The organism is Fulvivirga ligni (assembly GCF_021389935.1).
Taxonomy (GTDB): Bacteria; Bacteroidota; Bacteroidia; order Cytophagales; family Cyclobacteriaceae; genus Fulvivirga; species Fulvivirga ligni.
The window spans coordinates 1,035,583-1,060,157 of sequence record NZ_CP089979.1 but is presented as its reverse complement, the minus strand read 5'-3'; the positions used below and the strand labels follow the sequence as shown (position 1 = coordinate 1,060,157).

23 protein-coding genes are annotated in these 24,575 nt (G+C 38.7%); 13 read left to right on the top strand and 10 right to left on the bottom strand.

Annotated elements, in window-relative coordinates; genetic code table 11:
* From LVD16_RS04725 to LVD16_RS04715, 3 genes are all read right to left on the bottom strand, one after another.
* Positions 1-420, bottom strand: coding sequence for a VOC family protein (locus tag LVD16_RS04725; protein ID WP_233772582.1), 420 nt, complete (start codon positions 418-420; stop codon positions 1-3).
* A gap of 29 nt (positions 421-449) precedes the next feature.
* A complete protein-coding gene (locus LVD16_RS04720; RefSeq protein WP_233772580.1) occupies positions 450-1,376 on the bottom strand; it encodes a sterol desaturase family protein in 927 nt (308 codons plus the stop codon).
* A 74-nt stretch (positions 1,377-1,450) separates the two neighbouring features.
* Positions 1,451-2,146, bottom strand: coding sequence for a DUF6134 family protein (locus LVD16_RS04715; RefSeq protein WP_233772578.1), 696 nt, complete (start codon positions 2,144-2,146; stop codon positions 1,451-1,453).
* 20 nt (positions 2,147-2,166) lie between these two features.
* Between LVD16_RS04715 and LVD16_RS04710 the strand changes: the two genes are divergently transcribed.
* The 6 genes from LVD16_RS04710 (at position 2,167) to LVD16_RS04685 (ending at position 8,010) form a co-directional block, all read left to right on the top strand.
* Positions 2,167-2,712 (top strand): RNA polymerase sigma factor, encoded by a 546-nt coding sequence (locus LVD16_RS04710; protein WP_233772576.1) that lies wholly within the window; start codon positions 2,167-2,169, stop codon positions 2,710-2,712.
* Positions 2,713-2,714: 2 nt separating this feature from the next.
* The gene (locus LVD16_RS04705; RefSeq protein WP_233772574.1) at positions 2,715-3,248 is read left to right on the top strand and encodes a hypothetical protein; all 534 of its coding nucleotides are present in this window, start codon (positions 2,715-2,717) and stop codon (positions 3,246-3,248) included.
* On the top strand, positions 3,229-4,365 hold the full coding sequence (locus tag LVD16_RS04700; RefSeq protein ID WP_233772572.1) for a DUF4097 family beta strand repeat-containing protein: 1,137 nt from the start codon (positions 3,229-3,231) through the stop codon (positions 4,363-4,365). The genes LVD16_RS04705 and LVD16_RS04700 overlap by 20 nt, the downstream gene beginning before the upstream one ends.
* 64 nt (positions 4,366-4,429) lie before the next feature.
* Positions 4,430-5,731 (top strand): amidohydrolase, encoded by a 1,302-nt coding sequence (locus tag LVD16_RS04695; RefSeq protein WP_233772570.1) that lies wholly within the window; start codon positions 4,430-4,432, stop codon positions 5,729-5,731.
* Positions 5,731-6,618, top strand: coding sequence for a 1-aminocyclopropane-1-carboxylate deaminase/D-cysteine desulfhydrase (locus LVD16_RS04690; protein ID WP_233772569.1), 888 nt, complete (start codon positions 5,731-5,733; stop codon positions 6,616-6,618). The genes LVD16_RS04695 and LVD16_RS04690 overlap by 1 nt, the downstream gene beginning before the upstream one ends.
* Before the next feature lie 39 nt (positions 6,619-6,657).
* On the top strand, positions 6,658-8,010 hold the full coding sequence (locus tag LVD16_RS04685; protein WP_233772567.1) for a T9SS type A sorting domain-containing protein: 1,353 nt from the start codon (positions 6,658-6,660) through the stop codon (positions 8,008-8,010).
* Between the two features lie 3 nt (positions 8,011-8,013).
* On the opposite strand, the gene LVD16_RS04680 is transcribed toward LVD16_RS04685, so the two are convergent.
* Positions 8,014-8,619 (bottom strand): DUF2179 domain-containing protein, encoded by a 606-nt coding sequence (locus tag LVD16_RS04680; RefSeq protein ID WP_255697841.1) that lies wholly within the window; start codon positions 8,617-8,619, stop codon positions 8,014-8,016.
* A gap of 2 nt (positions 8,620-8,621) precedes the next feature.
* Positions 8,622-10,004: a DNA repair protein RadA gene (gene radA, locus LVD16_RS04675; RefSeq protein ID WP_233774568.1), complete on the bottom strand. Its 1,383-nt coding sequence runs from the start codon at positions 10,002-10,004 to the stop codon at positions 8,622-8,624.
* A 140-nt stretch (positions 10,005-10,144) separates the two neighbouring features.
* Between radA and LVD16_RS04670 the strand changes: the two genes are divergently transcribed.
* Positions 10,145-12,079 carry a DUF3858 domain-containing protein gene (locus LVD16_RS04670; protein ID WP_233772565.1) on the top strand — a complete coding sequence of 645 codons (1,935 nt, stop codon included), beginning with the start codon at positions 10,145-10,147 and terminating at the stop codon, positions 12,077-12,079.
* Positions 12,080-12,081: 2 nt separating this feature from the next.
* On the top strand, positions 12,082-14,001 hold the full coding sequence (locus LVD16_RS04665) for a DUF3858 domain-containing protein (RefSeq protein WP_233772564.1): 1,920 nt from the start codon (positions 12,082-12,084) through the stop codon (positions 13,999-14,001).
* A 4-nt stretch (positions 14,002-14,005) separates the two neighbouring features.
* Here the strand turns inward: LVD16_RS04665 and LVD16_RS04660 are convergent, their stop codons facing one another.
* Entirely contained in the window at positions 14,006-14,548 is a 543-nt protein-coding gene (locus LVD16_RS04660; protein WP_233772562.1) for a hypothetical protein, read from the bottom strand.
* A 61-nt stretch (positions 14,549-14,609) separates the two neighbouring features.
* Between LVD16_RS04660 and LVD16_RS04655 the strand changes: the two genes are divergently transcribed.
* Positions 14,610-15,119 (top strand): DUF2628 domain-containing protein, encoded by a 510-nt coding sequence (locus tag LVD16_RS04655; RefSeq protein ID WP_233772560.1) that lies wholly within the window; start codon positions 14,610-14,612, stop codon positions 15,117-15,119.
* On the opposite strand, the gene LVD16_RS04650 is transcribed toward LVD16_RS04655, so the two are convergent.
* From LVD16_RS04650 to LVD16_RS04640, 3 genes are read right to left on the bottom strand one after another with little or no spacing between them, the layout of a single operon-like run.
* Positions 15,120-17,555: a bifunctional UDP-N-acetylmuramoyl-tripeptide:D-alanyl-D-alanine ligase/alanine racemase gene (locus LVD16_RS04650; RefSeq protein WP_233772558.1), complete on the bottom strand. Its 2,436-nt coding sequence runs from the start codon at positions 17,553-17,555 to the stop codon at positions 15,120-15,122.
* A 47-nt stretch (positions 17,556-17,602) separates the two neighbouring features.
* A complete protein-coding gene (locus LVD16_RS04645; protein WP_233772556.1) occupies positions 17,603-18,469 on the bottom strand; it encodes a GNAT family N-acetyltransferase in 867 nt (288 codons plus the stop codon).
* A gap of 2 nt (positions 18,470-18,471) precedes the next feature.
* On the bottom strand, positions 18,472-18,810 hold the full coding sequence (locus LVD16_RS04640; RefSeq protein ID WP_233772554.1) for a tRNA-binding protein: 339 nt from the start codon (positions 18,808-18,810) through the stop codon (positions 18,472-18,474).
* Between the two features lie 102 nt (positions 18,811-18,912).
* Between LVD16_RS04640 and LVD16_RS04635 the strand changes: the two genes are divergently transcribed.
* Positions 18,913-19,350, top strand: a complete 438-nt coding sequence (locus tag LVD16_RS04635) for a hypothetical protein (protein ID WP_233772552.1) — start codon at positions 18,913-18,915, stop codon at positions 19,348-19,350.
* 2 nt (positions 19,351-19,352) lie between these two features.
* Here LVD16_RS04635 and LVD16_RS04630 read toward each other — a convergent pair whose 3' ends face one another.
* On the bottom strand, positions 19,353-20,174 hold the full coding sequence (locus LVD16_RS04630; RefSeq protein WP_233772550.1) for a 5'-nucleotidase, lipoprotein e(P4) family: 822 nt from the start codon (positions 20,172-20,174) through the stop codon (positions 19,353-19,355).
* 148 nt (positions 20,175-20,322) lie between these two features.
* On the opposite strand from LVD16_RS04630, the gene LVD16_RS04625 reads away from it, so the two are divergent.
* The 3 genes from LVD16_RS04625 (at position 20,323) to LVD16_RS04615 (ending at position 24,265) form a co-directional block, all read left to right on the top strand.
* Positions 20,323-22,752, top strand: a complete 2,430-nt coding sequence (locus LVD16_RS04625; protein WP_233772547.1) for a TonB-dependent receptor — start codon at positions 20,323-20,325, stop codon at positions 22,750-22,752.
* A gap of 118 nt (positions 22,753-22,870) precedes the next feature.
* A complete protein-coding gene (locus LVD16_RS04620; RefSeq protein WP_233772546.1) occupies positions 22,871-23,467 on the top strand; it encodes a hypothetical protein in 597 nt (198 codons plus the stop codon).
* A gap of 171 nt (positions 23,468-23,638) precedes the next feature.
* Complete coding sequence (locus LVD16_RS04615) at positions 23,639-24,265, top strand: peroxiredoxin (RefSeq protein ID WP_233772544.1); 627 nt, start codon at positions 23,639-23,641, stop codon at positions 24,263-24,265.
* Positions 24,266-24,575 lie beyond the last annotated feature (310 nt).

The following is a 24,575-nucleotide window of genomic DNA, read 5'->3' as shown; positions in this document are numbered from 1 at the left end:
TTAAAAGGCGAAAATCTGGCTTTCATCTTTAAATGACTTGAACTCGAGAGCATTTCCACTGGGATCTAAAAAGAACATAGTGGCTTGCTCTCCAACCTGTCCTTTAAAGCGAATATGTGGCTCTATGATAAATTTTATACCAGCGGCTTTGAGCTGATCAGCCAGTTTTTCCCAGTCTTCCCAAGGCAGAATAACACCAAAGTGCTTCACCGGCACGTTATCGCCATCCACCTCATTAGTAGTAGCACTACCCGCCTCTTCAGGCTTAAGGTGAGCTACTACCTGGTGGCCATACATATTAAAATCTATCCAATGATCAGAACTTCTTCCTGTACTACAGCCTAGAATTTCAGTATAAAATTTCCTGGTTTCTTCAAGGTCAGAAACAGGAAAAGCCAGGTGAAAAGGAGGTACTTTCATAGATAAATCAAAAATGTAATCAAATATAATTAAGCGGCGTGCTGTGTCTTTCGTGCCTCCACAGCCTCTTCCTGCTGCTTCATTAAAAGAGCCTTTTTATGAGCGGCAATTTTTGCCGGACTACCAAACATCATAAAATAAGCCTCTTTAAACGACTTACTTTTTTTCACGTCATGATAAATATCTTTCCACTCATGGAAGTTTAGCGTAACAGGATTATAAGTCTTCACTGGCTCCGTTAAACCATAAGTAGGTCTTTCCTCTTCTGGATGAAAGGTGCCAAAAATTCTATCCCATATGATGAAAGTAGAACCATAGTTTTTGTCCAAATATTTCTCATCACTGGCATGGTGCACTCTGTGGTGAGATGGTGTGGTGAAGATATACTCAATAGGACGAGGCAACTTATGAATGTATTCGGTATGAATCCAAAACTGATATAGCACCTCTATCTGATGGCAGATAAAGAAAACTACCGGATGAAAACCTGTAAGTGCCACAGGAATAAAGAAAATAACTTTAATATGTTGGGTCCAGCTTAAACGGAAAGAAACAGACCAATTATATTTCTCTGAATTATGATGAGTAACATGCGTAGCCCACCAAAAACGATTCTCATGTCCTACTCTATGAGCCCAGTATCTCCAGAAATCAATCCATATTAAGCACAGCACATAAGACCACCATGTAGGAGGAATAGACCACGGCACCAAATTGTAGAAAAATAAAATGATACCAAAGGTCAGTACTTTTAACCCCGCACTCATAGCTACGTTTACTAGTCCGATAAATGTAGCAGATAAAGTGTCTTTAGAGTCGTAATAATCTTTCTTTTGCCTAAAGCTGATAAACCATTCCAGCGCCACCAAGGAGATCATCACAGGAGCTGCCCATACAATGATGTTTGGTAGATGTAAGGAATCAAGTTTATCTAGGGTGAAAATTTCTTTCTCCATAGGGGTAGGTGGTTAAAGTAAAAAGGCTAAGTTACCCGATAAAATGTTTCTATTTAAGAAATTATAGTAGAAATTTAATTGACTTTGGTCACCTTGATGGTAGCAAGACTTAAATTAAATGTCGCTCCGACACAAAGCCCATTCTCGAAGTAATATATATTAGTATTGTCATCTGGTTTTACCAGCTCATAGCTATGATTGCTCAGTTTTCGCAGATCACAATAGCCTCCATAATTCTCTGAAAAAAGCCTATTTCCTGTCGGCTCATTGAAATATAAGCCTACTATGCTCTCTGATATTTTTTCCTGAAGAGTTTTATCGTCTTCATCTAAACACTCAATTTCATAGATACCATTTCTTAAAGTCACCTTGGTTTCTGCCTTGGTTTTGTCATTAACCACATTTTTGCAGAATGAAGACTCTAAAAAATTATTAGTGTATTTAGCTTTATATAAAGAAGAATGCTCGAAACTTAGTAGCATCCTTATTTTGGTTTTACTTTCTATTTCGTAGTTAGTGACATTGCCCTGCACTACCTTTTTAGCTGTCATGTAGCCAATGGAGTCGCCTCGCCATTCTAGCTTATAAGTAATTTGCTGAGCTTTTAATGAAGCTCCAAGGCATATGAAACCGAATAACAGGCATAGTGTCCTTCCATTAAATTTGATAGATTTTTTTGACCTGTTTCGTATAATCATACGAGGAACAACGATGGGATATCTAAAATGTTTTTCAGAAAATTGGAAACCTGCCCATACTTGCCTTGTCATTCCAGTAACGAAACACTTAAGTGGCTCCCGAACAGAAGACTATACATATTTATCTGGTAGAAAGATGCCAGCGCGGAGATAGACAAGCCCAAAATGAGCTCTATAAGCTCTATGTTGGTGCTATGTATAATATCTGTAGGCGTATGATGGGTGGCGAAGAAGAAGCCAAAGATGTATTGCAAGATGCATTCATCACAGCCTTTTCATCTATCCACACATTAAAAAATGAGATTACTTTTGGTGCCTGGCTTAAAAGAATAGTGATTAACCACTGCCTGAATGCCATTAAGAAAAAGAGATTGCTCACTACAGAGTTAGAGGAGCATCATGACTTTGAAGAACAGCCTTCTGAAGAGATGGATTATTGTGACCTGGAAGCAAGAAAGGTACTTCAAGCGATTGATAACATATCCGAAGGGTGCAGAACAGTGTTAAACCTTTACCTTTTTGAGGGCTACGATCATAAAGAGATAGGGCAGATTTTAGGCATTAGTGAATCAGCTTCTAAAGCTCAGTATAGCAAAGCCAAGAGTAAGATCAGAAAATTATTGGACGTAAATACCTGAATATGAAAGATCATTTAAAAGAAACTGTCCAAAACAGGAGGGAGGAATTCGAAATCTATAAAACAGATTTTGATCAGATGTGGGACGGTATAGACAAAGGCCTGAATACCAGAAAAATAGACCCTTGGCATGTAATTGGTAAAATAGCTGCTGCTGTAATTGTGGCAGTAGGACTTGGCTTTCTGGTCTGGAGCATATCTACTGAAACTGAGGAAGCGAGGGATGGTTTCGCACTTCATGAAATATCTCCTGAACTGGCAGAAACCGAATACTTTTACTCTCAACAGGTGGCCGAAAAGTTACAATATATAAAAGCGAGCGATACCGGCGTAGATCAGGAAGTAATGCAAAACCTATCCGTACTGGATAGTGCCTACTCTGAGCTGAAGAATGACCTAAAAGATAACGCTGATAATGAGGAGGTTATAGACGCTATGATCACCAACTACAGAATTAAATTGCAAATATTGGAGCAGATAATTAGTGAGATAAGGAAACATAAAGAAGGAACCACTGATGATGAAATTAATATTTAATTGCCTGGCACTTTTACTGTGCATAAGTTTTGTGGCCAAGGCTAATAGTGGCACCGATCATAAGAGCACTAAAAAAATTCAAAAAGCCTATGATATGCCTGCCAATGGCTATTTAGAAGTCTTTAATAAATACGGCCAAGTGGTGATCAGCACCTGGGAAAAAGATTCGGTGCAGGTGAATATTACCATTACCGGCTTTGGAAAAGACGAGGAAGATGCTCAAAAAATGCTAGATAGGGTAGACATTGACTTCAATAAGACTGGTCAATACCTTACCATGGAAACATTGCTAGATAGAAAATCAGGCTTCTTCAAAGAAGTATGGAATAACATTAATGACTATTCTAAAACCATTTTGAGTAAGAACAAGCTGGAAATAGACTACGAAATTTTCATGCCTGCCACCATGCATTTGGAGCTTGATAATAAATTTGGAGATGTCTATTTACAAGAGCTCTCAGGCCAGTGCGACATCAAAATTATGCATGGGAACCTTCGAGCTAACCGAATTAATGCGTACTCACAAATAGATATTGGGTATGGAGATATTCGCATTAAAGAGTTTAAGAAGGGCAGACTTACTTTAAAATCTGTAGAGGGTGAAATTAAGAAGTTAGGACAGGTAGACTTACAAAGTAGCTCATCAGCTCTGATCATTGAAGAGGCAGAAAATATTATTATAGACTCTAGAAGTGATAGGAAACTTGTTTTTCAGAATCTCAATAGCATCAAGGGTAAGTCAACATTCTCAGAGATAGAAATAGAAGAACTTCAAAAAACAGCAGACTTAAACCTGACTTATGGGTATATGTCGATTAAAAGTATACCCTTTAGCTTCAATAAAATAAATGTAGAAAGCAGATATACAGACATTAACCTGGCATTTTACCCTAACAGCTACTTAAAGATTGACATTACTGGAAGGGAAGAAGACATAAGGCTACCAAAAGAAAATGCCAAGACTAAAACAGATTATCTGGACGAAAAGAAAAGAGACGTTAGGATTACAGGTGAAATAGGCGACAAGAGCAATTACCCAGGTGAACTCTTTATTAAGTCAGCCGGCGGGGAAATTAACTTGTCATTATCCAGCTTAAAGCAATCTGCCAACAATTAATCTGGTAATTACTTAAACGATAGGCGGTTAATATTTATATTGAAACGAATCAATCTAAATATTAATGAGAACCTACCTTACCTGTTTGCTTTGTATCCTGTTTTCTTATGCGTATTCACAATCTAATTTATCTAAAAAAGCCACTGAGAAGGCTATAAAAATAGAAGATAAAGTTATCGAATGGCGTCGCTATTTTCATGAACACCCGGAGCTTTCTAACCGTGAGTTTGAAACCGCCAAGAAGATTGCTGAACACTTAAAATCTCTAGGCCTGAAAGTAGAAACAGGTGTAGCTAAAACTGGAGTAGTTGGTATTTTAAAAGGAGGAAAACCCGGCCCTGTAGTAGCGTTAAGAGCAGATATTGATGCCCTTCCGGTAACCGAAAGAACAGATGTTCCCTTTGCATCAAAAGTAACAACAGAATATGGTGGTGTAAAAACCGGCGTAATGCATGCTTGCGGTCATGATACGCACATTGCCATATTGATGGCGGTAGCTGAGGTGCTGACCAGCATAAAATCTGACCTGCCAGGAACCGTTAAATTCATTTTCCAACCTGCCGAAGAGGGAGCGCCTCCAGGTGAAGAAGGTGGGGCTGACCTGATGGTAAAAGAAGGAGTACTACAAAACCCTGCACCAGAAGTGATTTTTGGGTTGCATATCAGCGCTGGCACGCCTATTGGCAAAATAAATTATAAACCAGGAGGCGCCATGGCTGCATCAGATAGGTTCACTATTAAAGTAAAAGGACAACAAACACACGGTTCATCTCCATGGAATGGTGTAGATCCTGTGGTGGTTTCAGCCCAAATCATCAATGGCCTTCAAACCATTATTAGCCGACAAACTATGCTTACCAAAGAAGCCGCTGTAATTACTGTGGGTAAAATAAATGGAGGAGTAAGGTTTAATATTGTGCCCGAGGAAGTAGAAATGACAGGTACCATAAGAACCTTGGACACCGCCATGCAGGCTTTGATTCACAAAAAGATAATTCTTACTGCTACCAAAATTGCCGAAAGTGCCGGAGCCACTGCTGAAGTACATATCCAAAAGATGGTGCCCGTTACCTACAATGATCCAGCACTGACCGACAAGATGGTGCCTAGCCTGGAAAAGGCAGCTGGAAAAGAAAATGTGCAGCTGATTGATGCCGTAACAGGAGCAGAGGACTTCTCATTCTTTCAAGAAAAAATACCTGGATTATACTTTTTCCTGGGTGGTCAGCCATTGAATTCTAAAAAGCAGGAAATAACTTTGGGCGGACATCATACACCAGATTTCTATATTGATGAGGCCGGGCTAATCACTGGTGTGAAAGCCATGCTAAACCTCACTATAGATTGCATGGAGCAGAAAAAATAATGCTTAAAATTTACCAGAAGCCTGAAATACAAGAACTTAAAAGTGATTTTCTAACCCAAAAGAAGGTCCAACTATTTATAAAAAGAGAGGACCTAATACACCCTCATGTTTCTGGTAATAAGTGGAGAAAGCTCAAGTACAATCTGGAAGAAGCCAAAAAACAAGGACATCACACCCTGCTCACTTTCGGAGGTGCTTATTCTAACCATATTTATGCCACTGCAGCTGCCGCAAAAGAAGCAGGGTTTAAATCTATAGGCATCATTAGAGGAGAAGAACATTTGCCTCTTAATCATACCTTAAGCTTTGCTCAAGAACAAGGCATGCAGCTTTCCTACATGGACAGAAGCACCTACCGGTTAAAAAAAGAGGCTGATGTTATTCAGAGGCTGCGTGATCAGTTCGGCGAATTTTTCCTGGTACCTGAAGGAGGCACCAATAATCTTGCTATACAAGGTTGTGAAGAAATTATTGATGATCAGGTGAAATCATTTGATATAGTATGCTCTGCTGTAGGTACCGGCGGCACCATTTCAGGCATTATTGCAGGCATGAAGGGTAATGCAAAAATTATAGGCTTCTCCTCACTAAAAGGCAATTTCCTCACTGATGAGGTAAAGCAGTTGCTTTCAGGTTATCAATGCGATTTTCAAAACTGGGAGATAATCAATGACTATCATTTTGGAGGCTATGCGAAAGTAAAACCCGAATTAATGGCTTTCATTAATGATTTTAAAAAAGACTACCACATTCAGTTAGAGCCTATCTACACAGGCAAGATGATGTATGGCCTCTTTGATATGATTTCGAAAAATTTATTTGAAGAGAATAGTAGGATATTGGCAATTCATACGGGAGGATTACAAGGCCTAAAAGGCTTTGAGTAGTCAAATAATGTGAGTAATTTTATTTTTTAGATTATAATAATGATAAAAAATACACTTATATCATTACTGGTCATTCTGATGGCTAGCATCACCTCATATGCCACACACTTGAGGGCAGGTGAAATAACATATGAATTATTAAATGAATCTACACAAACTTATAATATTACGATAACCGTCTACATGGACGATACTTCGGAGGTGAGTTTTGGAGAAGGCACTCTTCATTTTGGCGACGGTACTTCTATTCAACTACCACCCATTAGCAGCACTAAAATCAAAGATGGCTTATCTTATTCCAAATATTCGGTAAATCACAATTATTGTGCTTCAGGCAACTACCTCCTCTACTATTCAGAGCCTAACCGCAATGAGAATGTGGTTAACTTGCCCAATTCGGCAAATAAATTATTTTATATAGAATCTTTACTCGTTTTACCATCTGATAAATTAATCGCTAGTCCTGCACCAAAAACATTAGCTCCTTTATTATTCAAAGGCCAGCTTGGAGACACCTTAAACTATTCCCTTGCCTCAAAAAACCTTTCTCCATCTGAAATTAAACTGAGGTACGACCTGGTTCCATGCCAACAAGGTCGCAACCAGGTTTCAGAAGGATATTTCATTCCAAATGAGGTCTCTGTTAACCCTCTTACTGGCCAATTTACCTGGAAGACCACCGCTAATGACATGATTGGCGAATATAATTTTGCTTTAAAAACATCGCAATGGACCAAGATAGGAGACAACTATGAGCTTATCGGATATGTGATTCGAGACTTTCAAATTATACTAGAAGATATAGAAGGTAAAATGGAATTGAACACTATTGAAAATTCAGGTCTAGGAGAAAATAATTCATTAATTATACCAGCAGGTAGCAGTAAGTCTATTTCATTTATTTCCAAAATTCAATCTGGAGATTCAGGGTTCGAGGTGTTTTCTGACCTAAACTCAGCTTCCTTAGAGAGAAATTCAGATACAATCACGCTTCAAATACAAATAAATGAAATGATGGCTAGAGAGAATCCCTACGTTGTGGTCTTGAGGTCGACCAATTATTTAGAGTCTGACTCTTTGGTAAAGGATATGCCCATCTTAATTTATACTCAAGAAACGGAAGAACCAGAACTTTTAGCTCCCAATGTTAATGAGTTAATTACATCAGTCGGTAAATTAAAAACAACCTCTCTGAAACCTTACCCTAACCCAGTTACAGACAAGTTTTATTTAGGGGCAGACCTACAATCTCACTTCATTACCATAATAGACATGAAAGGGGAAGAGTATAACCTTCCTGTTGAATCAGATTATATTAATGTCTCATCACTACCAAAAGGAGTTTTTTTCTTAATGATTGATGGTGAGTCTTATAAATTCATTAAAAAGTAAGCATTACTTCCTCCTCACAGAAGTTAACCATGTACCTATGCCTCTTCGGCTAGGTTTTTCCACTAAAATCCCTGATTCACTGGCATTTTTAACGGATTCCACGGTGTAAAAGGCCTTGGGTAGGCTTTCCTGCATATGATCCAGGAACTCTGACAGGTTATCTCTATTTTGCACCGTAAAGAGAAGCTTCTCTTCACCAGCACGCGTTTCGGATGACACGATGGAATAACGAATATTCTTTTTATGGATATACTCTAGAATGCCTGAAAGATCATCTGAGGTAATGATCCTTACCACTACTTTTCCTAAGGCCAGCCTCTCTTCAATTAACATACCTACCAATATTCCACAGGCAAAACCGGCAGGATAAGCAATGTAGGAGTAGACATTATCTATATGTTGAAAAATTTGCCCTATGGCCAATAGCCAAATCAGTGACTCAAAAAAGCCAAGGAGAGTAGAAACCATTTTCTTCCCACTCATGACAAAGATTATTCTTAAGGTATTGATAGAAACATCACAGATCCTGGCAAAAAATATCATCAGTGGCAAAACCACGATCCTAAAAGTCTCAGAATCAATCCCGTATTTAAGAAAAAACTCTTCCATATCTATCCTAACAAATCACTAAAAACATCATTGATTTTAGCGAATGGTTTAATTGTAATTTTAAATTTTGATTGCTCTGCCCCCTTCATTCCGAACTTTGAGATATAAATTTCTTCAAAACCCAATTTCTCTGCTTCAGCTATTCGACTTTCAATACGATTCACTGCTCTCAATTCGCCTCCAAGCCCCACTTCTGCAGCAAAGCAAGCTTTCTCAGGTATGGAAATTTCCTCTAGAGAGGAAACCACTGCACAACAAACAGCCAAATCAATAGCTGGGTCTTCTACCTTTATACCGCCAGCCATATTTAAGAATACATCTTGTAATCCAAGTCTAAAGCCGCAGCGTTTCTCCAGTACCGCTAATAGCATATTGAGCCTACGAGGCTCAAAACCAGTGGAGCTCCTCTGAGGTGTGCCATAAGCAGCCGTGCTCACCAAAGACTGAATTTCAATCATCAAAGGCCTGTTACCCTCAATGGTGGCCCCTATCGTCACCCCGCTTAGATCGCCTTCTTTTTGAGATATTAATATTTCAGATGGATTGCTAACCTCTCGAAGGCCGGAGCCCAACATTTCATAAATACCTAATTCTGAGGTAGATCCAAAACGGTTTTTTGTAGTTCTTAAAATTCTATAAGAAAGATGTCTGTCCCCTTCAAATTGCAGAACCGTGTCTACCATATGTTCCAGAACCTTCGGCCCGGCAATAGCCCCTTCCTTAGTAATATGTCCCACCAGAAAAACAGGTGTATTGGTCTCCTTCGCAAACTTGATAAGCTCGGCTGTACACTGTTTCACCTGGCTCACGCTCCCTGCCGCAGACTCTACGTTAGCAGAATGCAGGGTCTGAATTGAATCTAAAATAAGTACATCAGGCTTTAGCTCCTCGGCCTGCGTAAAAATATCATTTGTATCAGTTTCAGCAAGAATATAGCATTCATCAGCGGCCAATTTCATGCTATCCAGCCTATCAGCACGCATTTTTATTTGCTGCTCACTTTCCTCACCAGATACATAAAGCACTTTGCAATTCACCGTTAAAGCTATCTGAAGCATTAATGTAGACTTACCGATACCGGGCTCACCGGCAATCAGAACGACAGAACCTGGCACAATTCCTCCTCCAAGGACCCTATTGAGCTCACTATTTTTTGAGTTGATCCGTAGTTCGCGCTCATGGGTTATCTCAGCCACCTTTTTAGGTGCCGCCGCAGGCCTGCCACCACGAGCACGCCATTCATTTTTATCAGCTGAAGTAGATTTACTCTTGGTTAATTCCTCTACAAAACTATTCCAAGTACCGCAAGAAGGGCACTTCCCTAGCCACTTTGCAGACTCATACCCGCAGTTTTGACAGAAAAATAAGGTCTTTGCTTTAGCCATGCCCAAAGATAGCAAACCCATATGATTCGCATGAAATTTAATTTCTTAACATCCATTTGATGAAAAACATGTGACTTTATTCAAAAATCGTATTATATTGCAGGTTTAATTAAAAATTATATTGTTAAAGTATTATGTTTATGAGTCTGGCTAAACCTTTATTTTTTACCCTGGCTGCCTTTTTTGTTATAAATCTGGCAGTAGCACAAAGTCCCCAGAAGTTCGGCAAAATCAGTATGGAAAACCTGAAGATGACCGAAAACCCTATTGATTCATCGGCTGGCGCTGTGATGATTTTCAATTACGGAAAAACATCATTTGATCACAATTTTGACATCAGTATTGAAAATCATATCCGGATCAAAATTCTGAATAGTTCTGAATTAGATCAAGGAACCATAAAAATACCATTTGGAGCCAATGATAGAATTGAAAAATTCAAAGCCGCTACCTACAATCTTGTAAATGGTGAGATAGTTGAGTCCAAGTTCGCACGAAAAGATGCATTCATCGAAGACGTAGATGATGATGTAAAGCAGATGAGATTTAGTTTACCTGATGTAAAAGAAGGCTCTATAATTGAATATACTTATGAAGTAAACTATGGTAGTTGGGGAAGCTTAGCTACTTGGTATTTTCAGTCAACTATACCTGTGTTATACAGTGAATATGTAGTAGCACTTCCTGAATATTTTGATTATAAAAAGGTTCAATCTGGTTTCGTTCCTTTAGCAGATTATGAACAAAAATTCGAGAATGGAAGATACGGTGATGCTACCTTCAGACTAAATGTGGAAAAATTTGTAGCGAAGAATGTACCTGCATTCAAAGAAGAACCTTATCTCGCTTGTCAGGATGACTATATTACAAAAATTAAGTTCGAGCTTAACAGAATAGACATACCAGGAACCATGAGTAAAAGATACCTTCCAAACAGTTATGCTCATTTGAGCAAACACTGGGCAGAGGGTGATTTTTATGGTAAAAGACTAGAATCAAATAATTTTCTTAAAGATGATGTGGATCTTATAACCAAAGACGCTACAACTAATGAAGAAAAAATAAAGGCTATTTATGAATATGTAAGAGATACTTTTGAAGTAGATTATGATGTGATCAGTGAAGGTCTGAGAAGAATCTATAATCTTAAAAAGGGCTTTCCTGTAGATATCAACTTCATTGTAATAGCCATGTGTAACGAAGCTGGATTCAATGCCATGCCTGTAAGGTTGAGTACCAGAAAACATGGTAGACTACATCCTATTTACGCCATGCAAGCTAATTTTAATTATACCATTTGCTTAGTAAAAGATGGTGACAAGGAATACCTTCTTGATGCCAGTGAAAAGCATTTACCATTCAACACCCTGGACAAAAGCTGCCTTAATGGACAAGGTATGATAATATCTGCGGACAATTTCGGGTGGGTAGACTTGAATGCATCTTCCAGTCATAAAACACAAGTATTTGCTATGCTGGAACTAGATGAAAGCGGCACTTTATCGGGTCAGGTTAGCTTATCCAAGGCTGGTTATGAAGCAATAGATTTTAAGGAAAACAACAAGAAAGATTTAGATGAGTATAAAAAGACATTTTCAGAAAATCATGACCAATGGGCTATTGATTCTCATGATATCACAGGAGCAGAAGATCTAGAAGCTGCAGTAGTTGAAAAGATAGATATGATACAAGATTCATATGCTGAGTCTTTGGGAGATATCATCTATTTAAATCCCCTACCTTATGGCAGAATGAAGAGCAACATTTTTAAAACCAAAGATAGGTTGTTCCCTGTAAGCTTTGGGGCACCAATAGAAGAGGTTCTAACTTTTAGAATTAAACTTCCTGCAGGTTACAAAGTAGAAGAAAAGCCCGAACAAGTGGCTATAGGCTTACCTAATAATGGAGGTCTCTTTGTCTATAGTGTAAATCAAGTTGGTGAATACCTTGCCGTTAGCTCCAAATTTGTTATTAATAAAGTTGAGTTTTCTACTGACGAATATATATTCCTTAGAGAGTTTTATGCACAGGTAGTAGCTAAAGAAGCTGAACAGGTAGTACTTAAGAAAATCTAATAATGAAAAAGCTGATTTTTGGTTTAATAGCACTAATTGCTTACTCAGCCTCTTATGGCTTGGGGAAAGACCCAAAATATCCAGTAAGCAGCATTCCTGAAGAGCTTAAAAAAGGAGCTTATGCCATTTATAGACTCAACTCTACGGAATACAGCATTTTGGGCATGGAAGAAAGTGTTGAGCGGACTCATCAGGTAATAACCATATTAAATGAGAAAGCCTCTGACCTCGCGTATTTAGATGCCATGTATAACGATTACATGAAGATAACACATTTTGACGCTCATGTATATGACAAGGATGGTAAGGAAGTATATTCATTAAAAAAATCCGACATCAATGATGAAAGTTATATTTCTGGTTATTCATTATATGAGGATGATCGTGTCCAATGGGTAAGTTTGGGGCAAAAAGATTACCCATATACCATAGATATTGAGTATGAACAGAAGTTTAAAACTACCTATATATCACCTGATTGGTATCCCATTCACAAGGAACATATAAGCGTAGAAAAAGCAGAATTCACTATAAACAGTCCTAAAAATCTTGCTCCCAATTTTCTTGAACTAAACATTCCTAAAGGAATTTTTGAGTCACAAGAAGCTAACGGCAGCATATCTTATAAATGGACATTATCAAAACACCCTACCATAGAGATTGAGGCGTATAGTAGAGGTATTCAAGATGTAGCTCCAATAGTACTTACAAGTCCTTCGAATTTTTCCTTTGAAGGGTACGAAGGTAGCTTATCATCCTGGGATGGCTTGGCAGAATGGCAAATGAAACTGAATAAGGGAAGGAGTGATATATCGGACAAAACGGCAAATGAAGTCAAAGCCTTAACAGCAAGTATACCTACTAAGAAGGAAAAGGTGAAGGCAGTTTATGAGTATATGCAGAAAAGAACAAGATACGTCAGTGTTCAATTGGGAATAGGAGGTTTTCAACCTATAAAAGCTGAAGTTGTGGATGAAGTGGGTTATGGAGATTGTAAGGCATTAGTTAATTATACCCAAGCGCTATTGAATAGCATAGGAATCAAATCTTACTATACCCTGGTATCTGCGGGCTCCACTTATAAAGAAATGAATAAAAACTTTCCTGCAGATAGCTTTAACCATATTATTCTGGCTGTTCCTGATGAGGCGGATACTATTTGGTTGGAATGTACCAGCCAAACTAATCCATTCAATTATATGGGGAAATTTACTGGTGATAGAAATGTACTTATGATTACGGAAGAAGGAGGCAAAATAGTGCGCACACCTTCATACGATCATGAAAACAACATGATAGCCAGTAATGTGAAGGTAGAATTAGACGAACAAGGTAATGGCTTCACGAAGTTACATACTAATTACAATGGAGCCGGATCTGAATACAATGGCCTGGAACATTATCTTACCCTCACTGATAAGGATCGTAAAGACTGGCTTCACCAAAGCCTGCATATATCTGACTATGAGCTGCAAAAGTATGACTTTACTCAAACAAAGGATGTAATACCATCAATAGACTTAGAAGCAGACATCATAGTGCGAAAGCTAGCATCAGTTAGTGGTAAAAGAATATTCTTACCACTTAATTTTCTTGATGCCAGAAGTTATGTTCCGCCAAAAACAGAAAATAGAAAAAGGGATGTTAAATTTTCTTCATCATCTATCACTGCAGACACCATAACATATACGCTACCAGCTAATTATCATGTGGATTATGTTCCTGAAGAAACTTCAATCGAATATCCATTTGGAGCTTACGAAATGAAGGTTGAGAAAAAGGAAAATCAACTGATCTATTATAGAAAGCTCACCATCAACAAAGGTATTTATAGCCCAGAAACATATTCTGATGTGGTGGAATTCTTCAAGCAAGTAAGAACCTCTGATAATAAGAAGGCGGTTTTAGTAAATAAAACTTGATGAACTAATATAAACGGGTAAGCCTATAATAATCCGAAACGGTTATTCTAAAGGCTTCCCGTTCTTTAGAATCTACCAAAATAGGCTCAAGCTTGTCAGGGGCTATCTCCAGAAAAACCCTTTTCTTAGAAAGAAGAGCTTCATAAATGCCATTTGCAAATTTCAGCATCTCCATTCTATTAAATTCGGTAAGCGATAATTTCTCCACAGAATTTTTATTGTCTTTAAATTGAAGTCGGATAGCAGAATCTGAATTAAAATTTGAAGGCTCCAAAATCAAAGAGGCTTCATCTTGCAAATAATTGATAACAATGGCCAAATTCAATAGTGGATGCTCGGCATTAACCACTCTATCTTCATAGCGAAAAATGTTCAGTTTAGCCTCTTTATTCTCCTCCAGATCATAATAGTATTGTCTTACATTTTTGAAAAAGATCTCGGTGTCGTCTCCCGTTTTGAAGTCAAAATCTTCCAGGTTAACCCGCTTCTCACTATCTAAGTTACAACCAGTTAGTAACACCGCTAATAAAATCACTGCCCTTCTCATAATATGAAATTTGCTATCTTTAACGGCAAGAGAATTTAAATAGTTTGATAGTTAGGAAAGCATGATTGACGAAACTTTAGATGAGAATTTTATTGAAGAGGGGAATGAAAAAGAAAAATATTACAGGGCCTATTTTGGCAATGATGCGGATTACTATTTAAGAGAAATAGAAGCTCTAAAAAACGAGCGCTCTTACTCTCTCAATTTCTGGCCATTCTTATTTGGGCTACTGTGGATGTTCTATAAAAAGTTATATGTACCTGGCTTTGTGTTATTAGGCACCCAGATTGTAATTGGTTTCGCTGAGGATTTCATTGTTGAAAAGTTCGCTCTAGGTGCATATCAAATTTATTTTGATCTCTTTTGGATGCTAGCCGTAGGAATTTTACTTGCCTTTTATGGTAATGTTCTTTATCTAAAAAAAGCCGAAAAGGACGTAGAAGCAATCATTTCTGAAACACAACCTGGACAAGACCGATATGATCAACTAGCAGAAAAAGGCAGAAATAACCCTGGTGCTGTTATCATTTTCATACTGATCCTGATTATTATAAGTATGATCGGATTCTAATTATTCGACATAATAAGTTCTCTTTACACGCTGGCTCACATTGGTTAATATCTCGTAGGGTATTGTATTAATCTTCTGAGCCACTTCTGAAATAGTAAGGTGCTCACCAAAAACTTCTACTTCATCTCCTTCTTGCGCTGGAATATTCGTAACATCTACCATGGTCATATCCATACAAACATTTCCTACCACCGGTGCCTTCTCTCCATTAATCCAAACTTCACCCACCCCTTTGCTAAAAGCCCTGCTAAAACCATCAGCATAGCCAATGGCAATAGTGGCAATCCTTTTTTCACCATCTATTTTTCCATGGCGTCCATAACCCACGGTTTCTCCATTATGCAAAGTCTTTATTTGTGAAATAATAGTTTTAAGCTTTCCAATAGGCTGTAATTTTTCCTGCTCCTGATTATTGGTTTCTAAGCCATAAAGACCAATACCCAAACGAACCATATCGAATTGTAAATCCGGAAATCTCACAATACCCGGAGAATTCAACAAATGAATAATGACCTCAATATTTAGTGCCTTTTTGATCCTGTCTGACCACTCTTTTAGCTTAGTTGCCTGATCGTAAGAATAATCATTATGCCGCTCTTCGTCTGCCCCGGCAAGGTGGCTAAATATGCTCCTTACCTGTAAATTAGGATGAGCCTGAAGCAGATTTATTAGCTTATCTAAATCTTGCTCCTCAAAACCCAGGCGATGCATTCCAGTGTCCAACTTTAAATGGATGGGCGAAACCCTGCCATTTAAATGAGTGATGTATTTCTGTAGAATATTGAAATTATAAATCTCCGGCTCCAGATCATATTTAAGAATGGTATCAAAGCTGTCTTCACTGGTGTTCATCACCATAATCGGCAGGTAAATACCATGCTGCCTTAAATAAAAACCCTCATCAGGATAGGCCACACCCAGATAATCTATGCGATGGAATTGAAGAAAATTGGCTACCTCCAGACTTCCGCTTCCGTAAGCAAAAGCCTTTACCATTACCATTAATTTAGTCTCTGCCTTTAACTTAGATTTGTAAAAGTTGAGGTTATTCGTGAGGGCATCCAAGTTGATCTCCAGCTGTGTACCATGAATTCTTTCTTCCAGGGTTTTCACTAGCCTTTCAAACATAAAGCTCCGGGCACCTTTCACCAGAATGAGCTCATTTTGAAACTCACTCATGTCATAATTTTTAAGGAATTCCTCGGTATCAACAAAAAAGGCCGCTGGAATATCAAAACAATCACTATTGCTGGAGAGCTGATCTCCTATCCCTATTAACTTTTGAATACCTGCAGCATTAAACAGGCTATTGACTTGCTGGTATAATTCTTTTTCAGGTACCCCACTCTGTTGGATGTCAGATAAAATAACAGTTTTCTTCAGCTGTTGCTTTTGATGAGACACAAACTCCAAAGCTATCTGCAAACCGGCAAAATCATTATTATAAGTATCATCTATAATGGAACACCCATTAATAGCGCGCTTCATTTCCAGGCGCATAGAAATACTCTGCAGCTTATTCAAGCCCTCCTGAATCTCATAGAATGAAAAGCCCAGTAGCTTCATGGTAGCCACACAATGCATGCAGTTCTCAACGGAGGCTTTATAAACAAAAGGGATTGACAGGTTTTCGGATTGGTCTTTACATTTTAAATGTACCACACTGAAGCTATCATAAAGTTTTAGGTCCTCAATGACCAAATCAGCTTCTGAAGAATATCCCCAGGTAAATCCCTTGTGGCTAAGCGCCCTATCAATGATCTCCACATCTTTACAATAAACCACTTTTTTGGCCTTTTCAAACAGCAAGGCTTTTTCAGTTACCTTTTCCTCGGTGCTGGTAAAGCCTTCATCATGTGCGGAGCCAATGTTTGTGAAGATCCCTAGTTCAGGCTGAATAATTCCGGCCACTTTTTTCATCTCACCAGTAGTGCTTATCCCGGCCTCAAATATTCCTATTTCGTGCTCCTTATTAATCTGCCATACCGAAAGCGGCACACCTATCTGAGAATTATAACTGTGAGGACTTTTTACTATTTTTCTATAAGGAATCAGCATCTGATAAAGCCATTCTTTAATAATGGTTTTACCATTACTGCCAGTTATTCCAATTGTTTTTAATTGATACTGAGCACGATGATGCGCGGCAATAGCTTGCAAGGCGCCCACTACATCATCTACTACCAAAAAATTACTTTCAGGGAATGAAGTTAGATCTGGTTTATACTGTACCACAAACTGCCTAATACCCTGCTTGTAGGCAGAAGAAAGGTAGTCATGACCATCATGTCGCTTACCAGGAATGGCGAAAAACAAGGCTTCCCTAGCAAAGAATGATCTTCGACTGTCTGTGATAAGATATTTTATTTCTTCATCTGCCCGATCAGAAAATATGTTGCCCCCGGTAATACCAGATAGCTCTTGGAAAGTTATCATAAAAAATGGCCTGGAATTTTCTTTAAAACTATTGAATAGTACTGCTTTTACAAAGCAAGTTCCATCTCATATTGGTCCAGATGATTCTGAAAACCTAAATGATTTAGAAATCCATTGAGGGATTCAACTTGTTCATCTACATTAACAATGGATAGTGTGCTGCCGTTGAGTTGATTCACCAAATAATTGATCAAGCTCTTACCCACACCTTTGCCACGGTAGGCTTTGCTAACACCAATCTGACTTATTCTGTTAAAGCTAGTTTGATAAATCACGTACCCAACACACTTGTAGTCGCTGTGTATCTCTATGATAGTTTCATTGGAAATATTCGCATTAACCATGGCGTTAGAGTCCAGAAATGAGAGTGGATAGTCCAGAAAGGTTTCGTACAGCTCCCAGTTAGGAGATTTTACTGAAAAAATTTCCAGATCTACCTGGGGTATAAAGTCACTGAAATCTGCTTCCTTAAGTTGGTAGCATTTATATAGTTTCGTCTTCTCAAAACCTATAGACTCATAAGACTTTATGGCCTTATTATTATTAACCAACACCTCTAGTATGCATCTCTTAATATGCTTTTGTTGAAAGCGCGGGATCAGAAAACTGATCATTTCCGCAGGAATTTTGCGTCCCCGATAATAAGGTCTCACCCCAGTACCACCATTATAAGCTGTAAGCTTGCCATTATAATAACTTACCGAAGTAAAGATAAAGCCAGCCAGGGCATCATAGTCAAAAGCGCCTACGGAAAGAGAAAAGTCTATCTGTAGCTTCTGCACAAATTTTCTAACAAACTGCTCCTTGGAGAGCCGAAAGGGCACCTCATAATCTGAAAAGGCATCCAGAAAAGCAAGATACATTTCTGTTAGTTCTGATGGCTTAAAAGTCCTGATGGTTAGCCCGGAAGCCATAGCTACAGTAATCTGGTGCCGTTTGGAACTTTGGCATCTGGTGTAGCAAGCACTACATTTCCTTCAGGATCATGAAAACCTGTAACCAGAACTTGAGATAACAAAGGACCTATTTGCTTCTCTGGAAAGTTCACCACGCAGAGCACTTGTTTATTGATCAAGGTTTCAGGTGTGTAGTGGTGGGTGATTTGAGCACTCGATTTCTTCACCCCAATGGCGTCACCCAGGTCAACCCAAAGTTTGTATGCGGGTTTTCGCGCTTCGGGGAACTCTTCTGCTTTGATGATTGTACCTACACAGATATTAACTCTCTCAAAATCACCCCAATTGATTAATTCCATACTGTCAATATTGAAAAATACACAATAATATAAGGCTGTTTGCCATTTTTTTGTAACATTTCAAAAATTAATGCGTATATTTAGCATCACTTTAATGCTCTTATGAAACTAAAGTCGTTCAATTACATACTTGTACTTTCAATGTTCTGCGGTGTGAGCATCATGCCTGCCATGGCACAGGAAGGCGGTTTTATGTTTGAAGCCGGGGGTACAGAACCTGCCCCAAGTGAGCTGACTACAGCCGGCGGCGAAAGATCATATACCTCTGGTTCAGGGTCTTCAAGGACTCGTCATAATGTAACCAGAACCACAACTACTCCCACTGAGAACGAAAAAGAAAGCAAAAAGCCCCAAACTTCAGAAGTTAAAAAAGCAACACCTTCTAAAGCTGCTGCTGCTACTTTAACCAAGCCAAAAGAAAATCCTGCTCCGGCAGAAAAAACAACTACTGAGGAGGAAGATCCTGATTCTGTAGTTTCATTCAACTTCCTCCATTATATCATTCAGAAATTTAAGTTTTCTGAAATGGTTGATGAATAGAATTACTTCTTCATCACTTTCTTTCTCTTTTCTATCTTACTTTCTGTAGTAATACTATAATTATTTCCATAAATGGCACCTTCCCATTCACCGTACATAGGGTTAGGAAGCATTATGAAATTATTAAGAAGCTCTTCTTTATTTTCTAACACTAAATCTTTACCTAAATCACTACCTCTGTCAGCGAATAATTGAGAATAGTCAGTAAGATTATCTCCAATAAATAGGATTATGGTATAATCTGAGGCTACCAAACTTCTTCTTTCAGTCTTGTCGCTAGTACCAGATCTTAGGATCACATGATTATTATCTGCATTAGGAAAATTTAGCGCTTGCAAGTTCTGGATAGTGGACTGCAATTCCGGTTCTTTTCTATTAGAGATATAAAACACCTCCACACCTTTTGACTTTGCAAACTCCACAAACTCTAAAGCTCCAGGTAGTGCCTCGGCTCTGCTTTCTTCTGTCCACGCTTTCCATGATTCAGAAGAATACTGCTTTCCTTCCTCAATGAGTTTCACCTCATAAGGGCTATTATCCAAAACGGTTTCATCAATATCCAGAACCACTGCTGGTGGAAGAGTGAGCTCCATGGTATCTAGTTTGCTACCTACCATAAGCTCAGCATAGTGGTAAGCCTGTAAATAGCTGGCGGTCATCTCAGCTGACTGCTGATACCACAGAACGCCAGAGGTGAGCTGATTGGCCAGCTGCTGCTCCGGAGAAGATGACGTCGAAGTAGTCACCTGGGGTGAGCAATTTATACAGCTGATGAATACCATTCCCAGCAGTAATGACTGATATAATTTGTTCGGTTTAATCATAATTAGAGCATTTGTAAGTGCAAATTCATGCAATAGTAAATGCCTCTGCCTCGATTTTGTTGCAAAAGGTTCAAATAATTTTTGAAAGGTATACCTATTTCGCTTTAGTGTATGCAACTTTGTTGCAGGTATTTTGTTGACACTTGCGATGAGAAAGATTAATCTATTAAAAGCACTAGTTCTGGTATTGATTTCTACCCTGTCCTTCGGCCAATCAAAGGACTGCACCACAGGCTGTAACTGTTCTTTTGATGGTGTTATATCAGATGCACAAAGTAATGAGCCTATCCCCTTCGCCACTATTCAGATAAAGGGAACTCAGAAGGGTGTTTTAACCGATGAGAACGGTCATTTTGTATTAGAAAATCTTTGTGAGCAGGAGTTCGACATTATAGTATCACATATTGGCTATAAAAGTGTAACCCACCATCATGATCTTTTCCATCCGCACATGAATGTACAGCTTGCACCAGATGATATGATTTTAGAAAGTATTGTGGTGGAAGGAGAAGAAGAGCAAACAGGATTAACCACCGTTTCCCAATCGCAGCTATCCAAAAAAGAACTAGACTTAGTAAAGAATGAAAGCCTGGGTGACGCTCTTGGCCGAATAACCGGAGTTTCTACCATGAAAACGGGCTCCAACATAGTTAAGCCTATTATTCATGGCCTATATGGTAATAGAATTTTAATTATTAACAATGGATTAAGGCATGAAGGACAAACCTGGGGCAACGACCATGCTCCGGAAATAGACCTAAGCCAAATAGAAAATATCACTTTGGTTAAAGGGGCTGCAGCTATTAAATATGGCCCCGGTGCCATGGGAGGTGTCATTATTCTTGATCCGCCTAAAATGGATTTACTCACAAACCACCTACATGGAGAGGCAGGCCTAGAAGCAGCCACTAATGGTCGCTCGCTAAGCAGCAACCTACTCCTACAACAGGGGTATAAAAAATGGGCTTGGCTAGCTCAGGTTTCAAGTAGAAATCAGGGAGATTTGAAAGCACCGGATTACATGCTCACTAACACAGGAGCTCAGGAGCTCAGCTATCTACTGGGCGCTAGGTACCATAAGAAAAACTGGGACCTACAGCTTAACTATTGCCATGTACAACAAAAACTAGGAATATTAAGAGGTTCGGTAACAGGAAATTTGGATGATTTGGACTCCGCGCTGAAAGCTCCGATTCCATTTTACACCAAGGATTTTAGCTATGATATAAATAACCCACACCAGGAGGTGAGCCATGATGCAGCCACTGTTAAATCATTGATCAATTTCAATGGCAGTCAGTTAAAATTAGAATATGGTTTGCAGATAAATAAAAGGCAGGAATATGATGTTCGAAAATCAAACAACAATAAAATACCATCCATTAATCTAGAACTTTATACACATACGTTCGACGCTGAATGGATCCATCCGGAGGTATCAGGGTGGGAAGGAAGCATTGGCGGACAATTCATGTATCAGGACAATAATAATATACCGGGCACCAACACCGTACCTTTTGTACCCAACTATACCAGCTCAAGGATTGGAGCGTACATGGCCGAATCTAAAACATTTAATGATTTTACACTGGAACTAGGCATTCGGTATGATTACCAACAGAATGATGTTATAGGCAGAAAACCAAACAATGACATTTATAGCCAAAACCTAAGCTATAATAGCGTTACCGGCTTAGTTGGCATAGGCACTTCAATAGGAAGCAACGGAAGATTCCAATCTAGTATAGGCACAGCCTGGAGACCTCCAAATGTAGCTGAACTATACAGCTTTGGAAAGCATGAAACCATATATGAATTTGGTTTTTGGAGATGGGAAATAGATGATAATGGCCAATATATTAGCTCCAGTGATGTTTTAAATCAAGACAATAAACCCATAAGCAATGAAACCTCTTTTAAATGGCTATCCACCTACTCCCTAAACAAGGGCAAAACCAGATTTGAAATAAGTCCTTATGTAAACTATATAGCTAATTATATTTACACTAAACCGGCAGGTATTCTTCAGTCGGTGAGAGGGCCATTTACGTATTATGTGCACGACCAAACTAATGCCCTACTGTATGGAGTTGATGCCACTTACATCTATAACCATAATTCGTTTCTTTCCTCTCAGCTACAAGCCTCCTATTTAAAAGCTAAAGACATAACCCATGACACTTTCTTTGTTGGCATTCCTTCTCAAAAGGTGAGCTATGCAGTGACTTTTGACAAAAAGATAGGTAAGCTTCCCCACCTAAATGCAGGCCTGGAAGCCTCTTACATTTTTAAGCAAACCAACACCCCTGGAGCAATCACGGTAGATCAAATTCAGGAGGCTTATGAAAATGATGAACCTCTTTTTCAAGACAGATCCAGCAGTTTTGACTTTATGAAAGCTCCGGATGGCTACTTATTGCTAAACGCTCACGCCAATATTACTATAAAGAAGTTCATTATAGGGGCAAGAGTAAAGAACCTTTTGAATAGCACCTACAGAGACTACACTAACAGCATGCGCTACTATGCTGATGAGCCTGGAATCAACTTTCTTTTGAGCGCGAAATATAAATTTTAGTCAATAATAACCCCAGATAGATGTAAAGAACCACTCATGTAAATTTAAATGCAACAATGTTGCATTTTAGAGTTTTTTGTTTCAGCTTTGTAAAACCAAACAAGAAAAGATATATAACATGAGAAAATTTAATAGCTTATTAATGCTCTTTGCCGGACTTAGTTTCATCCTTGCATCATGTGGAGATGATGAAGCCCCGGCCCCAGAAAACGAAGAAGAAGTGATCAACGAAGTAACTTTAACATTCACTCCCACCCAAGGAGGAGAAACCGTTACAGCTACCTTCTATGATCCTGATGGAGATGGAACTCAAGCTGGAGAAACAGATGAGATCGTTTTGGCTGCCAACACGGAGTATGAAATGAGTATTTCTCTGAAGAACACAGTAGGAGATGAAGATGAAGACATTACAGAAGAAGTAGAAGAAGAGAGCGATGCCCATATGTTCTTTTTTGGTTGGGATTTAGGTCTTTTTGGCAACCCACAAGGTGATGGCAACATAGGTGCAGGACAAAGAAATGATCCTATGAACTATGAAGATGAAGATAACAATGGATTACCAATAGGATTAACCACAAAATGGACTACTTCAGATGCAGTTAGCGGCACGTTCAGAACGGTATTAAAACATCAGCCTGGTTTAAAATCATCCACTACAACCACTGCAGATGGTGATACAGATGTGGATTTAACCTGGGATATTACAATCGAATAAAAATCAGTTTAGGTCGAATAATTTGAAAGGCAGCCCTCACAAGGGGCTGCTTTTCTGCTTTATGAATAATATCTTAAAAAAACTCAACATAGAATTTTCTGCCTCGTTAATATTTAAAGTGTCTCAAAAACTGAGACTTTATTGCAAAACGTTAACCTAACAATAAACACTATGGCAGATTTAAAATTGGGCGATGTAGCCCCTGACTTTACAGCCGATACTACAGAAGGCCAACTGAGCCTCTATGAATATTTAGGAGACTCCTGGGGCATTTTATTTTCGCACCCAGCAGATTTCACACCTGTTTGTACCACAGAACTAGGTACAGCAGCCAAATACAAGCCACAATTTGATAAAAGAAATGTAAAAATGATTGCTATCAGCGTAGATGGCATTGATTCACACCATGAATGGGTAAAAGACATCAATGAAACCCAGCAGTGCACTGTGAACTTCCCTATTATAGCTGACCCTGACAAAACAGTAGCTAATCTTTATGGTATGATGCACCCAAATGCTTCTGATAAAGCCACTGTTAGGTCTGTATACATTATAGGGCCAGATAAGAAGTTGAAACTATTATTAACTTATCCAGCGTCTACAGGTAGAAATTTTGACGAGCTTCTTCGAGTTATTGACAGCTTGCAGCTAACTGCTAATCAGCAGCTTGCAACCCCTGCTAACTGGAAGCACGGAGAGAGAGTGGTGATTTCACCGTCGGTATCTGATGAAGATGCCGATAAGAGATGGCCGAATAACGAAAAAGTAAAGCCATACTTAAGGCTAACCGAAGCATAAAAAACAAAAGGCTGCCCTATGGGCAGCCTTTTGTTTTTTATCTCATCCTCGTATCTTTCGTGCATGGATTTCTCGCTTTTATTTTTAATATCTGCCTCGCCGGTTATATTTATAATCACTTTATCTCAAAGTATCAAGCTTAATAAAAAAATTACCCAGCAAGCTAATCTTATTAGAACTAATCAACTAAAATGGGATTATGCATCCTATTCCGCACTCTCCATTACTAATATTATAGTCTTTCTTTCTATAATAGGGAAAATATACTGGATACTAATCAGCCTTCTATTTCTTTTGGGCAGTCTCTATC